Source organism: Kitasatospora sp. NPDC096204, assembly GCF_044763205.1.
Taxonomy (GTDB): domain Bacteria; phylum Actinomycetota; class Actinomycetes; order Streptomycetales; family Streptomycetaceae; genus Kitasatospora.
Window position 1 is genome coordinate 34,422 of the sequence record NZ_JBIWFT010000029.1, and the last position, 16,659, is coordinate 51,080.

The 16,659-nt window shown below is 73.4% G+C and carries 12 protein-coding genes; 3 read left to right on the forward strand and 9 right to left on the reverse strand.

The window, feature by feature from the left end; all coding sequences use genetic code 11:
- Nucleotides 1–29 precede the first annotated feature (29 nt).
- Entirely contained in the window at nucleotides 30–1,580 is a 1,551-nt protein-coding gene (locus ACIQ87_RS27745) for a DUF4192 domain-containing protein (protein ID WP_402411449.1), read from the reverse strand.
- Nucleotides 1,581–1,808: 228 nt separating this feature from the next.
- On the opposite strand from ACIQ87_RS27745, the gene ACIQ87_RS27750 reads away from it, so the two are divergent.
- Together ACIQ87_RS27750 and ACIQ87_RS27755 are read left to right on the forward strand one after the other, a co-directional pair.
- Nucleotides 1,809–4,004 carry a RecQ family ATP-dependent DNA helicase gene (locus ACIQ87_RS27750; RefSeq protein WP_402411452.1) on the forward strand — a complete coding sequence of 732 codons (2,196 nt, stop codon included), beginning with the start codon at nucleotides 1,809–1,811 and terminating at the stop codon, nucleotides 4,002–4,004.
- A 442-nt stretch (nucleotides 4,005–4,446) separates the two neighbouring features.
- Nucleotides 4,447–5,100, forward strand: coding sequence for a hypothetical protein (locus ACIQ87_RS27755; RefSeq protein WP_402411602.1), 654 nt, complete (start codon nucleotides 4,447–4,449; stop codon nucleotides 5,098–5,100).
- Between the two features lie 215 nt (nucleotides 5,101–5,315).
- Here the strand turns inward: ACIQ87_RS27755 and ACIQ87_RS27760 are convergent, their stop codons facing one another.
- From ACIQ87_RS27760 to ACIQ87_RS27770, 3 genes are all read right to left on the reverse strand, one after another.
- Nucleotides 5,316–5,969 (reverse strand): hypothetical protein, encoded by a 654-nt coding sequence (locus tag ACIQ87_RS27760; RefSeq protein ID WP_402411455.1) that lies wholly within the window; start codon nucleotides 5,967–5,969, stop codon nucleotides 5,316–5,318.
- Nucleotides 5,970–6,069: 100 nt separating this feature from the next.
- On the reverse strand, nucleotides 6,070–6,768 hold the full coding sequence (locus tag ACIQ87_RS27765; RefSeq protein WP_402411458.1) for a ribonuclease HII: 699 nt from the start codon (nucleotides 6,766–6,768) through the stop codon (nucleotides 6,070–6,072).
- A gap of 88 nt (nucleotides 6,769–6,856) precedes the next feature.
- Complete coding sequence (locus tag ACIQ87_RS27770) at nucleotides 6,857–7,408, reverse strand: TetR/AcrR family transcriptional regulator (protein ID WP_402411461.1); 552 nt, start codon at nucleotides 7,406–7,408, stop codon at nucleotides 6,857–6,859.
- A gap of 480 nt (nucleotides 7,409–7,888) precedes the next feature.
- Between ACIQ87_RS27770 and ACIQ87_RS27775 the strand changes: the two genes are divergently transcribed.
- Nucleotides 7,889–9,436 (forward strand): MFS transporter, encoded by a 1,548-nt coding sequence (locus ACIQ87_RS27775; protein WP_402411463.1) that lies wholly within the window; start codon nucleotides 7,889–7,891, stop codon nucleotides 9,434–9,436.
- A gap of 145 nt (nucleotides 9,437–9,581) precedes the next feature.
- Here the strand turns inward: ACIQ87_RS27775 and ACIQ87_RS27780 are convergent, their stop codons facing one another.
- The 5 genes from ACIQ87_RS27780 to ACIQ87_RS27800 form a co-directional block, all read right to left on the reverse strand.
- Nucleotides 9,582–11,120 carry a DUF4153 domain-containing protein gene (locus ACIQ87_RS27780; RefSeq protein WP_402411466.1) on the reverse strand — a complete coding sequence of 513 codons (1,539 nt, stop codon included), beginning with the start codon at nucleotides 11,118–11,120 and terminating at the stop codon, nucleotides 9,582–9,584.
- 492 nt (nucleotides 11,121–11,612) lie between these two features.
- A complete protein-coding gene (locus ACIQ87_RS27785; protein WP_402411468.1) occupies nucleotides 11,613–12,512 on the reverse strand; it encodes a carbohydrate ABC transporter permease in 900 nt (299 codons plus the stop codon).
- A gap of 98 nt (nucleotides 12,513–12,610) precedes the next feature.
- Nucleotides 12,611–13,738 carry a carbohydrate ABC transporter permease gene (locus ACIQ87_RS27790; protein WP_402411472.1) on the reverse strand — a complete coding sequence of 376 codons (1,128 nt, stop codon included), beginning with the start codon at nucleotides 13,736–13,738 and terminating at the stop codon, nucleotides 12,611–12,613.
- A gap of 114 nt (nucleotides 13,739–13,852) precedes the next feature.
- Nucleotides 13,853–15,241, reverse strand: coding sequence for an ABC transporter substrate-binding protein (locus tag ACIQ87_RS27795; protein ID WP_402411475.1), 1,389 nt, complete (start codon nucleotides 15,239–15,241; stop codon nucleotides 13,853–13,855).
- Between the two features lie 196 nt (nucleotides 15,242–15,437).
- Entirely contained in the window at nucleotides 15,438–16,652 is a 1,215-nt protein-coding gene (locus ACIQ87_RS27800) for a cytochrome P450 (RefSeq protein ID WP_402411478.1), read from the reverse strand.
- Nucleotides 16,653–16,659: the final 7 nt, after the last annotated feature.

The following is a 16,659-nucleotide window of genomic DNA, read 5'->3' on the forward strand; positions in this document are numbered from 1 at the left end:
CACGGGCCGGCGCCGCGGCGCGGAGCGGCTCAGTGCGCACGGTGGCCTCCTCTCGCCGCCCGTCGGACGCCCCGGCAGCGGTGGAGGCCGGTGCGGGCCGCGGCGGGCGCGCAGGCCGCGGCCCGTCCGAGTCGCAGGCCCCGGGTGGACCGCTCCCCGACCTCCCGGGCGTGCCGGGGCGCCGCGGCCCGTCCGGGCGCCGACAGCAGGCCCACCGCCGCCCCGGCTCCGCCGCCCGCCGACTCCGGGCCTTCAGGGCCGGGCGGAGCACCCGGGCCCGGATCGGCCGGCGCCGGCACCGTGGACGAGCCCTTCCGGCGACCGCCCCGCCGGTGCCGCCGACCGCCGGCGGACCGCCCGGTCCGCTCCCCGGGGACACCACCCGCCCCCGGGGCAGCGGGCCCTGAGCCCGCTTCGTCACCGCATGGCGCACCCTCGGCGCCATAAACTCCGCCCGCCGGAGGCCTCGGTCCGTCGGCCGGGGCCTGCGGACCGGGCTCCTCGCGCCGGCGTCGCTGCGCCTCGACGGCGGCCAGCAGGCCTTGGGGCGTCATGCCGTCGTTGAGCGACTCGTACAGCAGATCGGCCAGCAGGTACCCCGGGGCGAGCCCCAGGACGTGGCCGAGCACGACCCTGGCCGTCGCCGTGTCCCCGGCGACCCAGGACGTCCAGGCCAGCAACGTCAGCGGGGCCACCGCACAGCCCTCGTACGGTGCCACGGCCCGCCGGGCGAGGAAGCGCCAGAGCCGCTCCGCCGGGGCCAGCTCGGCGGGCCGGGCGTACTCGACGCCGCGGTCCCGCACCAGGCGGTCGCGCAGGGCGAGCAGCAGCTGGGCCGTCCGCTCCGCGTCCAGCTCCCGGGCTCCGGCCCGGAACTCGGCGACGGCCTGGTCGAGCAGGGCGATGCGCTGCTCCCTGGCGAGGGCGTCCACGGCCTCGACCCGGGCGAACGCCTTCCGCTGGACCTCGGCCTCCGGCGGGCCGATCGGGGCCAGCCCGCCGATGATCGCCTTCCGGCTGCCGCGCGGCACCAGCCCGGCGACCGTCGCGGCGGCGGCCGCCGGACCGGGCTCGGGGCTGCGCCGCACCGGATTGCCCGCCGCGTCACAGCAGCCGTCACCGCGGCAGAGGAAGGACCACCAGCGGCCGTCCGAGACGCACAGTGACTCCTTGACGGCCACGCCCCGGCGTCCGAAGGCCACCCGGAGCGCGTCCGCCAGCGGCCGCAGCCCGTCCACCACCGGCGGGGCGTGGGCCGTGCCGCGATCCTGGCAGAGGTACAGCAGCACCTGGAGCGGCCTGGCCCCGTGCCGCTCGGAGAGGGCGATCAGCAGGGCGGCCGTCTCCTCCGCCGCGGCCGGCCACTGCTCGGCCGAGCGCGGCAGGTCCGCCCGGATCACCCCGCCCTGGTGCAGGCCGGGGCCGTGGAGCCCCACCGCGACGATGCTGTCGTCGGGGTAGAAGCCCAGGAAGTAGGGAAGCAGCTCGGCCATGTCGGCCGGGCCGCGCATGACGACCGGCCGGTGGTCGGAGGCCGGGCCGAGGGACAGAATGACGTGTTCGTTGTTCATCGCGTTCATGGCCGCAAGAGTGGACGCAATGCGCGAAAGATGCCGGACCCGACTTTTTTCTGTGGATAACCCCGCCCCCGATTTTCCCTTCACTCGTTCGGAGCAGGCGACACGCCCTCCCGAGAGTGGTTTTTGACTTCCGTTCAGCCGACCAGCGGATGAAATACACCCCGTCTTCCCCGGACTCTCCTCCCCCGCATTCGTCGCTTGTCGGCGGTACGGGGTTACATGGACGCCATGCAGCAGCCCGACATCCACACCACCGCCACCGCCGACCGCGCCGAGGTTCGGGCGCGGGCCGAGGCCGTCCTGCGCGAGCTCGCCGGCCCCGGAGCCACCCTGCGCGAGGACCAGTGGACGGCCATCGAGGCCCTCGTGGTCGACCGTCGCCGTGCCCTGGTCGTCCAGCGCACCGGTTGGGGGAAGTCCGCGGTCTACTTCATCGCCACCGCCCTGCTCCGGGCCCGCGGCGCCGGGCCGACGGTGATCGTCTCGCCGCTGCTCGCCCTGATGCGCAACCAGGTCGAGTCCGCCGGCCGGGCCGGCATCCACGCCCGCACCATCAACTCGGCCAACACCGACGAGTGGGCCGCGATCCAGGAGGAGGTCGCCACCGGGAAGGTCGACATCCTGCTGGTCAGCCCCGAACGGCTGAACAACCCGGACTTCCGCGACCAGGTGCTGCCCGAGCTCGCCGCCTCCACCGGCCTGCTGGTGGTCGACGAGGCCCACTGCATCTCGGACTGGGGGCACGACTTCCGCCCCGACTACCGCCGGCTGCGCACCATGCTCGCGGACCTGCCGGCCGGCGTCCCGGTGCTGGCCACCACCGCCACCGCCAACGCCCGGGTCACCGCCGACGTCGCCGAGCAGCTCGGCACCGGCGCCACCGACGAGCACGCCCTGGTGCTCCGCGGGCCGCTCGACCGGGAGAGCCTCACCCTCGGCGTGCTCTCCCTGCCCGACCCGGCGCACCGCCTCGCCTGGCTGGCCGACCACCTCGACCGGCTCCCCGGCTCGGGCATCGTCTACACCCTGACGGTGGCCGCCGCCGAGGAGGTGACGGCCTTCCTGCGCGAGCGCGGCTTCCCGGTGGCCTCCTACTCCGGCCGCACCGAGGACGCCGAGCGCCGCACCGCCGAGGCCGACCTGCTGGCCAACCGGGTCAAGGCGCTGGTCGCCACCTCCGCGCTCGGCATGGGCTTCGACAAGCCCGACCTCGGCTTCGTGGTGCACCTCGGCTCGCCCAGCTCGCCGATCGCCTACTACCAGCAGGTCGGCCGGGCCGGGCGCGGGGTGGACCGGGCCGAGGTGCTGCTGCTGCCCGGGCGCGAGGACGAGGCGATCTGGCGCTACTTCGCCTCGCTGGCATTCCCGCCCGAGGAGCAGGTGCGCCGCACCATCGACGCGCTCGCCGAGGCCGGCCGGCCGCTCTCCACCGCCGCCCTGGAGCCCCGGGTGGACCTGCGCCGGGCCCGGCTGGAGACCATGCTCAAGGTGCTCGACGTGGACGGCGCCGTCCGCCGGGTCAAGGGCGGCTGGACGGCCACCGGCCAGAGCTGGGACTACGACACCGCCCGTTACGCCAAGGTCGCCGCCTCCCGGGAGGCGGAACAGCGGGCGATGCGCGACTATGCGGCCGGCACCGACTGCCGGATGGAGTTCCTGCGCCGCCAGCTGGACGACGAGCAGGCCGCGCCCTGCGGCCGGTGCGACAACTGCGCGGGGCCGCTGCATACCCCGGACGTCTCCGCCGAGACGCTGGCGGCCGCCCGGGCCGCGCTCGGCCGCCCGGGCGTGAGCTTCGAGCCGCGCCGGCTCTGGCCGACCGGGATGGACGCGCTCGGGGTGCCGCTCAAGGGCCGGATCCCGGCGGGCGAGCAGGCGGAGACGGGCCGGGCGCTCGGCCGGCTGTCCGACATCGGCTGGGGCAACCGGCTGCGCACCCTGCTCGCCGACCAGGCACCGGACGTGCCGGTGCCCGGCGAGGCGGTGGACGCCCTGGTGGCGGTGCTCGCCGACTGGGCCCGCGGTCCGGGCGGCTGGGCCGGGCCCGCGACGACGGAGGGCGCCCGGTTGGAGCGGCCGGTCGGCGTGGTGACGATGGCCTCCTCGGCCAGACCCCGACTGGTCGGCAGCCTGGGCGCGCGGATCGCCGAGATCGGGCGGCTGCCGCTGCTCGGCCGGATCGAGTACGCCGGCGGGCTGCCCCCGCACGGCGCCCGCAGCAACAGCGCCCAGCGGCTGCACTCGCTGGCCGGCGCGCTGGTCCTGCCGCCGGAGGTGGAGCAGGCGGTGGCGGCCGCCGGCGGGCCGGTGCTGCTGGTGGACGACCTCGTCGACTCGGGCTGGACGGTGACCGTGGCCGCCCGGCTGCTGCGCCGAGCGGGGGCGAGCGCGGTGCTGCCGCTGGTGCTGGCCGTGCAGGGGTGACGGGGCGGCGGAAAGCCGCCGCAGGAACCCGCCCGCCGGAGAACCCTCCATCACCCGAACGGCCTAACAGAAAGGATCAGGCGAAGCGATTTCGATCACACCGGTCGAACGACCCGAGAAAGGAGCGGTCACATGCCGATGACGGTTCACCCTGCCCTCCGGGCGCTGTGGATCAAGGCCTGGCGGCATCTCCGGAGCGCTCGGTCGGCTGTGGAACATATCCGACAGACCATGGGCTATCGGGTGGCATTCATCATTTCATCGTTGCCGCTCTGCCCTCGATGCCCCGAGAATTGGGAGGTACCCGAAACCCGGTCCGCTGGACCCGCCGTTCGGCGTACCCAGGCACCCGCCTGCCCCCGGGCCAGGAAGGAGGATCGTGATCAACGGTATCGACCGAGGTCAGAATCCCTTCTCCGGGAGCCCGGCACCCAGACGGGTACTGGACCTGGAGGCGTGGACCGCCTCGGGGATCCCGTTGCTGCGCGACCCCCGCGAGTTCGTCCTGGAACTGCACCAGCGCCACCTGCCACAGCCCGGCACCGTCGTGATCGCCGTCCTGAACGCGCTCCACCGCCTCGTCGCCTCGGCCTCGTTCACCCCCTGGACGCACGACACCGACGGCTGGCAGCACCGGAACGCCCTGCTGACGCACCTGCGCCGGATCATCCCGCACGACCTGCGGCTGCCCGAGCCGACCCGGACGGCCGTGCTGCTGCGCTGCCGCGACGGCGCGCCCGGCTGGACGGAACAGGACGGCGCCTGGATGTGGGCGCTGCGGGACTCGTCCGTGCTCCACGGACTGCGCTGCGGCGCGTACATCGGCCTCACCCCTGCGGGCTGGCAGGTCCTCGGGGACGGGCGGGGTGGACGCAAGCCGCACGCGGGCTCGTGGGCCGACGGGCCGGTGCACACCGTGACGGAGCTGCCCCCGCGTTCGGTGCTGGACGCCCCGCACGGCCAGCGCACCCTCCAGCCGGTGGCCGACCAGGCCAAGCGCGGCGAGGACGCGGCACGCTCCCCGCAGTCCGAGCCCCCGTGGGCCACGGCACGGGTCGCGGCGGTCGAACCGACCCGCCGCACCGGTACGCGCTGACGCCGTAGCGACTGCCGGACTCGCCGACCCCAACCGTCGGCCGTGGACCACCGGTTGCCGACCACCGGTTGCCGACCACCGGTTGCCGACCACCTGCAACGAACGGCTGCGGAGCACCGGCATCGAACCGCCGGCTGCGGACCGCCGAGGGCCGCGGGACGGACCTCGGGCCCGGCACCGTACGGCGGCACCGGGCCCGAAGTGGACGGCTGCGGTCAGGCCTTGACCGGGCGGCCGGGCGCGGCTCCGGCCGCACCCACGGCTGCCGGGCCGGCGTCGCCGCAGACCACCAGCAGTGCGGCCGCGTGGCCGAGCGCCTTGGTGTACGCCTCGGCGGCACGGGCGGACGGTCCGCCGTTGACCACCAGGACGACCACCTCGCGGCGGACCGGGCGGCTCAGCGCGGCGTCCGCGTAGAACACGTCCCCGCCCTCCGCGAGCTGCGCCCAGTAGCGCTCCTCGCCGAAGGAGAGTTCGTGCTGCTGCCAGGGGTGCGCCTCGCCGACCGTCAGCACCAGGATGTCGCCCGGGTTGCGCCCGGACTCCAGCAGCAGGTCGACCGCGTCATCGGCGCGCTCCACCGCCTGCGCCGGGGTGGCGGCGATCCGCTGGACCTCCACCTGCGGTGCGGCGGGGGCCGGGTGGCGCGGTGCCGGCCCGGGCTTGGGGATCAGTTGCGGCGGGCCCGGACGGGCGGCACGCGGCGGGACCTGGCGCGGGGGCGCCGGACGGGGGCCGGGCACCGGAGCCGGGGCGGCGACGGTGGTGGGTGCGGTGGCGGGGGCTTGTGCGTCCGACTCTCGTGGGAAGGGAACGCCGGGGCCCGGGAGGCTCTCGTGAATCTCCGACTCCTCGGGGAAGACAGGCATACCCGGATATCTATCAAATGCCGGTCGGACGCGCACGGGCGCCCCACCCATTGGGCACCGGTCGCCCGCGGCCCTCCCCCAGGCAATTCCAGACGGAACGTCAGAAACCGAGCGTCAACTGTTCGTCGGCGGACTCCTGGGCGTCGCCCACACCTTCCCGAACGCGCTTGAGGTGACGCCACTTCGGCAGTGCGTCCAAGTAGGCCCAGGAGAGCCGGTGGTGCTCGGTGGGGCCGAACTCCTCCAGTGCGGCACGGTGCACCGGGGACGGATAACCGGCGTTGTCCGCGAAACCGTACTCCGGGCACCCCTCGCCCAGTTCGGCCATCAGGCCGTCGCGGTGGACCTTGGCGAGCACCGAGGCCGCGGAGACGCAGATGCAGGACTGGTCGCCCTTGATCACTGTGCGCACCCGCCAGGGGCCGCCGAGGTAGTCGTGCTTGCCGTCCAGGATCACCGCGTCGGGTTCGACCTGCAGCGCCTCCAGCGCGCGGACGGCCGCCAACCGCAGCGCCGCCGTCATCCCGAGTTCGTCGCACTCCTGCGGGGAGGCCTGCCCGAGCGCGTACGCGGTGACCCAGTCGGCGAGGACGGGGGCGAGGGCGCGCCGGCGCAGTTCGGTGAGCAACTTGGAGTCGGTCAGCCCCTCCGGCGCCTTGCGCAGGCCGGTGACGGCCGCGCCCACCGTGACCGGCCCGGCCCAGGCGCCGCGCCCGACTTCGTCGAGACCGACGACGATCTTGGCGCCGGCCCGGCGCAGCGAGCGTTCGACGGAGTGCGTCGGGGGGACGATGGGCATGGCGTGATCCGTTCAGCGGGGGCAGCCTCCAGCCTAAGCCCGGCCCGCGACCGCCGAATCCGCCTCCCCGAGCCCGACCGCGGCCGCCTCAGGCCCGGATCATCGGTTCCAGGACCTCGTCCACCAGCCGGTCGGCGAACGCCGGCCCCATGCTCTCCAGCCCGCGGATCTTGATCTGGTAGAGCAGCATCGCCGGGATGACGTCCGCCACCAGCGGGGTGGCCGCGCCGGGCCGGACGTCGCCGCGCTCGGCCCCGCGGCGCAGGATCTCCAGGATGGTCCGCGCCGTCGGCTCGATGACCCGGTCGTTGACGAAGGCCTTGAAGACCTCGGCCCGCTCGTGGTCGATCTCGCCCATCAGCGCGTTGAGCGCGGAGCCCACCCGGGAGGTCATCGCCTGTGTGAACCCCGCGATGAGCTCGCGGAGTTCGTCACGGGCGGACCCGAGGTCCGGGGTGTCGTAGGGCCGTGGGAGAGTGGCGTCCAGGGCGTCGATGACGAGTTCGTCCTTGGACGCCCAGCGCCGGTAGAGCGCGGCCTTCCCGGTCCGCGCCGCGCCGGCGACGCCTTCCATGGTCAGCCGCGCGTATCCGCCGGAGGTGAGCTGGTCGAGCGCGGCCTCGAAGATCGCGTTCTCCAACTCCTTCCCCCGGCGCCGGGCCGGTCGCGTCAGCGCCTGGTGGGCGGCCCGCACCGGACAGAAGGCCGGTGTGACTCCCGACCCCGACACCGAGCCCGCCCCGGCATCGGATGCGACGCCCGCCCCGGCCGCCGCCTGCCCCGACGACGCCCGCCCTGCCACGCCACCCGCCTCAGCACCCGCCGCAGCACCCGCCGCCGCGCCCACCGCGCCAGCCACCACACCGCCCGGCGCCCCGTCGGGCAGAGCACCGAGCGGCCGACCGGACCGGTCCGCCACCAGGCGCCGCACCAACCGCTCCATCGCCACCGCCACCATCCTTAAGGAACGCTTGCGTTCACAATCACGACCGGGATATCGTCCCCGATTAGTGAACGATCCCGTTCCTTCCCGGCCTGCGCAAGGGCGCAGCGCCACACCCGGACCGGCGACTCCGCCGAACCCGCACCACCGAGCACATAGCCAGCAGGGGGCACATTCATGGCTATCTCCGACACGCTCAGCAAGAACGCACCACCGCGGACGACCCAGGGGCGGGGCAAGGGCATCACCCTGACCGTCATCGCGGCCACCCAGCTCATGGTGGTCCTCGACGCGACCATCGTGAACATCGCGCTGCCGCACATCAGGGACGCCCTGGGCTTCTCGACCACCGACCTGTCGTGGGTCATCAACGCCTACACCCTGACCTTCGGCGGGCTGCTGCTGCTCGGCGGTCGCGCGGGTGACATCCTCGGCCGCCGCCGGGTGTTCATCTTCGGCACCCTGCTGTTCGGCCTGGCCTCGCTGCTCGGCGGCTTCGCCCAGGACAGCAGCCTGCTGCTGGCCGCCCGCGCGCTCCAGGGCATCGGCGGCGCGATATGTTCCCCGACCGCCTTCGCCCTGATCGCCACCAACTTCGACGAGGGGCCGGAGCGCAACCGGGCGTTCGGCGTGTTCTCGGCGGTGGCCGGTTCCGGCGCCGCGATCGGCCTGCTGGCCGGCGGTCTGCTCACCGAGTACCTGAACTGGCGCTGGGTGTTCTTCGTCAACGTGCCGATCGCGATCCTGATCGCGATCGCCGCGCCGCGCTACATCGCGGAGTCCGAGCGCCACCCTGGCCGCTTCGACCTGCCCGGCGCATTCACCTCGACGCTCGGCCTGGTCGGCCTGGTCTACGGGTTCATCCGGGCCGCCTCCGACGGTTGGTCGGACGGCATCACGCTCGGCTCCTTCGCGGCCGGCGCGGTGCTGGTCGCCGCCTTCCTCGTGGTCGAGAGCCGCACCGACCAGCCGATCACCCCGATGCACCTGTTCGCCGACCGCAACCGCACCGGCAGCCTGGTGATGATGCTCTGCCTGGCCGCGGCCATGTTCGGCATCTTCTTCTACGTCGTGCTGTTCGTGCAGGGTCCGCTCGGCTACAGCCCGCTGAAGGCCGGCGTCTCCTTCCTCCCGATCAGCGTCGCGATCATCATCGCCGCGCAGATCGCCTCCAACCTCCAGGCCAAGTACGGCCCGAAGCCCTTCATGGCCGGCGGCGCGCTGCTGGTCACCGTCGGCCTCACCTGGCTGACCCAGATGAGCAAGGAGAGCGGCTACCTGGACGGAGTGCTCGGCCCCACGGTGGTGTTCGGTTTCGGCATGGGCCTGATCTTCGTCCCGGTGATGCTGATCTCCGTCGCGGGCGTCCCGGGCGAGGAGACCGGCGCCGCCTCCGGCCTGCTCAACTCGATGCAGCAGATCGGCGGTTCGCTCGGCCTGTCGATCCTGACCACGGTCTTCGCGCACTACGCCACGGCCGAGGCCGCCGTACAGCTGCCGAAGTTCATGGAGAGCGCGAAGCCGGAGCAGCTGGCCTACCTCCAGCAGCACCACGAGTTCCCGCAGGGCACCGACGCGGCGAACACGGTGCTCACCGAGGGCATCTCGCACGGCTTCATCGTGGGTGCCGCGCTCGCCGCCGTCGCCCTGCTGGTCGCGGTGTTCGCGATCAAGGCCAAGGCCGACGACCTGCCGAGCGACTCCTCCGCCGTCGCGATGCACTGACACCGTCGCATGCACTGGCGCCGTCGCATGCACTGGCGCCGTCGCGACGCGGCGACGCCGCCACAACCACAACGCCCAGGGCCGGCCGGGAGCAGCACGCTCCCGGCCGGCCCTGCCGCTGTCCGCGGGCCCTCGCCCCGTCGGCCTACAGGTCCTCGTACGCCAGCCCCGCCCGGTCGCAGGCCGTGCGGCCGACCGCCGTGGAGTCCACCGGCGGCCGCTGCGCCAGGATCCCCCGGGCCCGGGCGGCGGCGAGGTTGGTCGCGTACCAGGGCCTCGACTCCCCTTCCAGCTCCTGTCCGATCAGCTGCAGCGCACAGCTCCGCTGCGGCTCGGGGAGGCGCTCCAGCGCGGGCACCGCGTCCGCCGAGAGCCGGCGGACGTTGCGCAGGTCGATGGCCGCGCCGTGCGGGTCGGTCCGCAGGGCCTGCTCGTACCGGGTGACGTTCTGCTCGGCGACGATCGCGTCCGGGCCCATCAGGCCGTAGACCGCGACGGTGAGCATCCCGCTGAGGACGACGACGCGCGGCAGCCAGCCGGCGCGGCGGGTCAGCCCGGCGGCGATCAGCAGCAGGAAGACCACGCCCAGCCAGACCTCGACCACCAGCACCCAGAGCCGCAGCCGGGTGAGGCCGGAGGCGTCCACGTAGAACCACATCCGGCCGAGCGCCGAGGCGACCACGGCCAGCGCCAGCAGGCAGAGCAGCCCGAGCAGGATCCGCGCCAGCCGATGGTCGGCGGCGGTGGTGCGCGGCGCCCAGCGCTTGGCGACCGCCACCACGACCAGCGTCAGCACGGTGATCACGCTCAGCTGCCAGAACCCCTGCCGGGCGTACTCGGAGCGGCTCATCCCGGTGTTGCTCAGCACGGCGTCCGCGCCGCCGAGCACCACCACGGCCTGGATCACCGCGAAGACGCCGAACATCAGGTTGAGCGCGACCAGCGGCAGCGCCCACTCCAGCCGGCGCCGCTCGCGGCCCGGCTGGATCACCGTGCGGTCCCAGCGGCGCGGGCCGGCGGCCATGTGCGCGAAGCCCAGCGCGGTCGCCGTCCCGAGCACGAACAGCACGGCGCGTCCCGGGAGCCGGCCGAGGTCGAGGTCCGGGCTGAGGTTGCCCAGCAGGTCCGCCATGGCGGCGTCGGCGCTGGCGAACAGCAGGCCGAAGACGGTCAGCAGGACGGCGGCGACCGCGAGCGCCTTGAGCACCGGGACGATCCGGCCCCGGCCCGGCAGCTGGCGCCCCCGCACGCTGGTCAAGGCCCACCGCACGGCGGGCACCGGCTGCCAGAGGAGACCGGGCAGGGCGAACAGGACGCCGGCCCAGCGACGGCCGCCGTGCAGGGCCAGTGAGGCCAGCGCGAGCGCGCCCCCGGCCGCCAGCAGCGCGGGCCAGCCGGCGTCCCACCACGCGGGGACGACGAGCAGGGCGAGGGCGAGCAGGCTCCAGACGGCCGTCCAGGGCCGGATCCGACGGCCCGCCACCCGGGCGGCGAACCCGGCCCCGACGGCGGTGGCGCCGCCGCAGACCAGCAGGTTGACGCCCAGGCCGTCGAACAGCAGCCAGGCCGTCAGCAGACCGGTGAGCAGGGCGGCCAGGACGACCCGGGGCGTGGCGCCCGACCGGCGCTCGGGGTCGCTGACGCGCAGCCACGTGCCGACCGAGGGTGCCGGCGTTCCGGGCACCGGTCCCCGGCCCGGCCTGCCCTGCGGCCCGGGGACGGCCGCGCGGTAGGGACCGTACGGGTCGTACGGGTCGTACGGGTCGTACGCACCGTACGGGTTGTGCGACGCGGTCGATCCCGGCGCCTCGGCCGCACCCGGCGACGCGGTCGCACCCGGCGACGCGGTCGCTCCCGGCAGGTCGGCCGCACCCGGCGCACCGCTCGCCCCCGGCGCCCCGGGGGAGCCAGGAGAGTCGGGCGACCCGGCCGAACCGAGCGGCCCGGAGGAGTCGAGAGCGCCGGAAGGGCCGGACGAATCGGACGGCACAGGCGTGGAAGGGCCGGACATGAGTCCCCCTCAGTGGTCGGCGGGCATGCGGAGGCCACCCCACGGGTGGTCCGCCGGCGGGCGCGTTCGGCGCCCCGGCCGCTGCCGACTGTAGACCATTCTGAACAGGTTCAAAAGTTGACTCTGAACGCGTTCAGAACAGCCTCGCGACCATGGACTCCCCGGCTACCCCTTCACCGACCCGGCCAACAGTCCCCGGACGAAGTACCGCTGGAGGCTGAAGAAGACGATCAGCGGCACGATGATCGACAGGAACGCCCCGGCCGTGAGCAGCTCCCAGCGCCCGCCGAGCGAACCGGACAGCTGCGCCAGCCGCACCGTCATCGGCGCCACCTCCGGGGTGCCGCCCGCGAAGGTCAGCGCCACCAGCAGGTCGTTCCAGACCCACAGGAACTGGAAGATCGCGAACGAGGCCAGCGCCGGGGTGCACAGCGGCAGCACGATCGAACGGAAGATCTTGAAGTGCGAGGCCCCGTCCACCACCGCGGCCTCCATCAGGTCGCGCGGCAGCTGGGCGATGAAGTTGTGCAGCAGGAACACCGCCAGCGGCAGCGCGAACATGGTGTGCGCCAGCCAGACCGGCGCGTAGCTGCCCTTCAGGTCCACCGCCGGGATCAGCGTCAGCGGCCCCAGGTGCGCGCCGCCGGAGAACAGCCGCAGCAGCGGGATCAGCGCCATCTGCAGCGGCACCACCTGGAGCGCGAACACCGTGAAGAAGACCACGTCGCTCCCCCGGAACCGCACCCAGGCCAGCGCGTACGCCGCCATCGCCGCCAGCATCAGCGGGAAGACCGTCGCCGGGACGGCGATCGCCAGCGAGTTGACCAGGAAGGGCATCAGGCCGGTGGAGACACCGGGCCCGCCCTCGAACAGCACCGAGTGGTAGTTGTCGAGGCCGAGGTCCGGGTGGACGAGGGCGGTCCACCAGCCGCTGTCGGTCACGTCCTGCTTGGGCCGCAGCGAGGTCACCAGCAGGCCCAGCGTCGGGATCGTCCAGAGCACCGTCATCGCGATCACGAACACCGAGGCCAGCGGACTGCTGAAGGCCTTCCGCACCGGCTGCACGGGCCTCACCCCCCGCGGCCGCTCCACCGGCCGCACCGGCCGCACCGGCCGCGCCCGCCTCGCCCGCCTCGCCGCCCCCTCCCGGCCGTCCGTCCCGGTCACCGGACCTCACGCTCCTTCCGCAGCTGCACGATGTTGTAGGCCACCAGCGGCAGCACCGCGACGAACAGCAGCACCGCGAGGGCGCTGCCGCGACCGGAGTTGAACTGCACGAAGGACTGCGAGTACATCTCGTTGGCCAGCACCTGGGTGCCGAAGTTGCCGCCGGTCATGGTGCGGACGATGTCGAAGGCCTTCAGGGTGATGAGCAGGACGGTGGTCAGCACGACCAGCACCGTGCTGCGGATCATCGGCACGGTGACGTACCAGAACAGCCGCGCCCCGCTCGCGCCGTCCAGCCGGGCCGCCTCCACCACCTCCGCCGGGATCGCCTTGATCGCCGCCGACAGCACCACCATCGCGAAGCCGGTCTGCACCCAGACCATCACCGCCATCAGCAGGAAGGTGTTCAGCGGCTGCGAGAGCAGCCAGTTCGGCGGATCGTCCCAGCCCACAGCGACGGCGAGCCGACTGAGCAGGCCGATCTGCGGCTGGCCCGGCCCGCGCGACTCGTAGACGAACTTGAAGATGATCGACGCGCCGACCAGCGAGATCGCCATCGGCATGAAGATCAGCGACTTGTAGACCGACTGACCGCGCATCCGGTCCACCAGCAGCGCCAGCACCAGCCCCAGCCCGGTCGCCACCAGCGGCACGGCCACCAGCCAGAGCAGCGTGTTGACCAGCACCTTCTGCACCGAGTCGGAGGTGAAGGCCCAGCCGAAGTTCTCGCCGCCGACGAACCGGGTGCCGTCGTCGTTCTGGAGGCTGAGATAGACCGTGCGGACCAGCGGCACCACCAGGCCGACGGCCAGCAGCAGCACCGCCGGACCGAGGAACACCGCGACCGCCAGCGGCCGGGCCAGCCGGCCCCGGGCCCGTCCGGCGACCAGGAAGACCACCAGCAGGATGCCGAGGAAGCCCGCGACGGCGCCGAAGGTGTTGCCGAACTTGATCGCCGCGTCGTTCCAGGAGCCTGCCGCCAGCCTGTCGACGACCAGCCCCCCGGCGGCCGATCCGCCGACGGGCGAAGGGAGCCCGGGCGAGGGGAATCCGAGCGTGGGGAACCCGGGCGAAGGGAATCCGGGCGAAGGGAATCCGGGTGACGGGAATCCGGGTACGGACATGGCTGCGCGTCCCTTCGGGCGTGGTGGGAAGGGGGCGGGCGGTGCGGGTGGGTGGTCCCGCACCGCCCTCGACAGGTGGTCCCGGGTGCGCCGGGAGCGGCCCCGGCACGTCGGCTACTGCGGCCAGGCGGCGTCGATGTCGGCGGCGGTCTTCTGGATCGACTGCCCCTCCGCGAACCAGGCGGTGAGCGACTTCCACTCCTGCCCGGCGCCCACGGCGGCCGGCATCAGGTCGGAGCCGTCGAAGCGGAAGGTCGCCGACGGGTCGGTCAGCGCCTCGGCCGACAGCTTGTCGATCGGGTCGGTGTAGAGGCTCCTGTCCACGCCCTGGTTGGCCGAGACCCAGCCGCTCGCGGTCTTCACCCGGCTGCTCGCCCAGTCCGAGCTGGACAGGTAGTTCTGCACCGCCTGCACCTCGGGCCGGCCGGAGAACGCCGCCAGGAACTCTCCGCCGCCCTCGACCGGGTTGGCGACCGACGGGTTCACCGCGGGCAGGTGGAAGGCGAAGACGTCCCCGTCCGGGCCGACCTTGGTGCCCTTGGGCCACTGCGCCTCGTAGAACGAGGCCTGCTGGAGCATCAGGCACTTGCCGCTCAGGATCGGCGTGCCCGCGTCCTGGAAGGTGGTGGTGGCGATCGACTTCACGTCACCGAAGCCCGCGTTGACCCAGTCCGGGTTCTGCATCCAGTCGGCCACGGTCTTCATCGCGGTGGTGATCTTCTGGTCGGAGAACTTCACCTGGTGGCCGACCCACTGGTCGTACACCTCGCCGCCGTACGAGCCGAGCACCACCTCCTCCAGCCAGTCGGTGGCCGGCCAGCCGGTGGCCGTCCCGGAGGCGATGCCGCCGCACCACGGCCTGGCGCCGCCCGCCTTGGCGATCCGGCCACTGAGCGCCATCAGGTCGGCCCAGGTCTTGGGCACCTCGTAGCCGGCCGTCTTGAAGGCCTTCGGCGAGTACCAGACCAGGGACTTCATGTTGGCGCTCATCGGGGCAGCGTAGAAGGTGCCGTTGACCGAGCCGTAGGTCTTCCAGATCGGGCTCCACTTGTCCTGGTTGGCGACGGTCTGGGCGGGCGGCTTCACCACCTTGCCGCTCTTCACCATCTGCGCCAGCAGGCCCGGCTGCGGGATGATCGCGAAGTCCGGGGCGTTGCCGCCGGAGACCCGGACCGGCAGCTGGGACTCGAAGTCGTTCGAGCCCTCGTAGCTGATCTTGATCCCGGTGCACTTGCCGAACTCGGCCCAGGACTTCTCCAGGTTGTCCGACTCCGGGCTCAGGATCGAGGCGAACACGGTCACGGTGGTGCCCGAGTGTCCGGCGTACGGCTGGTACTTGGCGCAGTCACCGGACAGCGACGCGGCCGACCCGCCTCCGCCACCACCCGAACCGCCGGAGCTGTTGGAGCAGGCCGCGGTCAGCGCCAGCGCCGCCACCAGAGCGGGTACGGCGATCAGGCGACGGCGGTGACTCACGTGCGGTGCGGTCGGGTTGAGGGTCAATGCGGTTCTCCTCGCCAGAGCATGCTGCCGACGGTGGACTGAACGACATTGCGCTGTACCGGAGATGGGCCTGCTGGGAGCAGCGGGACGGGCGGCCGAACTGATCGAAGACGTTAACGCAGCCGTCGGCCCGCGCCAAGGTGCACGACTTCCCCCGACCGGAAACCCGGTCGGGGGCAGTCGACATGACGTGACGTCAGACCAGCAGGACCGGCAGCTCCAGCAGGCTGTTCACCACCAGGGAGGGGCTCGGCCGCAGCTCGGCGTCCGGCACCGCGAGCGACAGCCCCGGGAAGCGCTCGAACAGCGCGGGCAGCGCGATCCCCGCCTCCAGCCGGGCCAGCGGGGAGCCGGGGCAGACGTGCGGGCCGTGGCCGAAGGACAGGTGGCGGGTCGGGTCCCGGGTGATGTCGAAGACCTCGGCCGTCACCCCGTGCTGGAGCGGGTCGCGGCCGATCGCGTTGTACGAGACCAGCACCGGCTCGCCCGCCGGGATCACCACGTCACCGACCGGAATGGGCTCGGCGGCGAAGCGGAACAGGAAGTTGCTGGTCGGCGGCGTCCAGCGGAGCGACTCCTCCACCACCGCGTCCCAGGACACTTGGCCCGAGCGGACCAGTTCCAGCTGGTCCGGGTGGGTCAGCAGGGCCCGCACCGCGTTGCCGATCAGGTTCACCGTGGTCTCGTGGCCGGCCGCGATGATCACCCGCAGGGTGGCCGCCGCCTCCGCGTCGGTCAGCGCCCCGCCCTCGGTGTCGGCCGCCAGCAGCACGCTCGCCAGGTCCTCGCCGGGAGTCGAACGGCGCTGCGCCACCAGGTCGTTGACGAAGGCGTTCAGTCCGGCGACGGTCGCCTGGATGCCCTCCGGGTTCGGCTTGATGCCGAAGAACCGCTCGTACAGGTCGCGCAGCAGGCCGTGCTCCGACTCCGGCACACCCAGCAGCGAGCAGATCACCGTCATCGGCAGCGGGAAGGCGAAGGCCGTCTTGAGGTCCACCACCGGCTCGCCCGCCGCCAGGGCGTCCAGCAGCGCGTGGGTGACCTCCTCGACGCGCGGGCGCATCAGCTCCACCCGGCGCGGGGTGAAGGCCTGGGCGACCAGCGCCCGCAGCCGGCGGTGCTCGGCGCCGTCGGTGGTCACCATGCTCGGGCCGGGCACCGCCAGGCCGATCAACGGCCAGGTCTTCGGCACCTCGCCGCGCTGGTAGGCCGCCCAGTGCGCGGCGTCCTTCACCAGCCGGGCGTCCGTCAGCAGGTCGCGCGCGGCGGCGTGCTGCGTCACCGCCCAGGCGCGGACCCCTCCGGGCAGCTCGACCGGCACCGCCGGGCCGGCGGCCCGCAGCAGCGCGCCCTCGGCCGCGTTGTCGCGGGCCAGCGGGTCGAGGACGATTCGGGCCGGGGCAGCGGTCATCGACAGC

Bases quoted from the DNA above. Each gene is read 5' to 3' on its own strand.
- ACIQ87_RS27745 (WP_402411449.1), bottom strand. From the start codon at position 1,580: ATGAACGCGATGAACAACGAACACGTCATTCTGTCCCTCGGCCCGGCC.
- ACIQ87_RS27750 (WP_402411452.1), top strand. From the start codon at position 1,809: ATGCAGCAGCCCGACATCCACACCACCGCCACCGCCGACCGCGCCGAG.
- ACIQ87_RS27760 (WP_402411455.1), bottom strand. From the start codon at position 5,969: ATGCCTGTCTTCCCCGAGGAGTCGGAGATTCACGAGAGCCTCCCGGGC.
- ACIQ87_RS27765 (WP_402411458.1), bottom strand. From the start codon at position 6,768: ATGCCCATCGTCCCCCCGACGCACTCCGTCGAACGCTCGCTGCGCCGG.
- ACIQ87_RS27775 (WP_402411463.1), top strand. From the start codon at position 7,889: ATGGCTATCTCCGACACGCTCAGCAAGAACGCACCACCGCGGACGACC.
- ACIQ87_RS27790 (WP_402411472.1), bottom strand. From the start codon at position 13,738: ATGTCCGTACCCGGATTCCCGTCACCCGGATTCCCTTCGCCCGGATTC.
- ACIQ87_RS27800 (WP_402411478.1), bottom strand. From the start codon at position 16,652: ATGACCGCTGCCCCGGCCCGAATCGTCCTCGACCCGCTGGCCCGCGAC.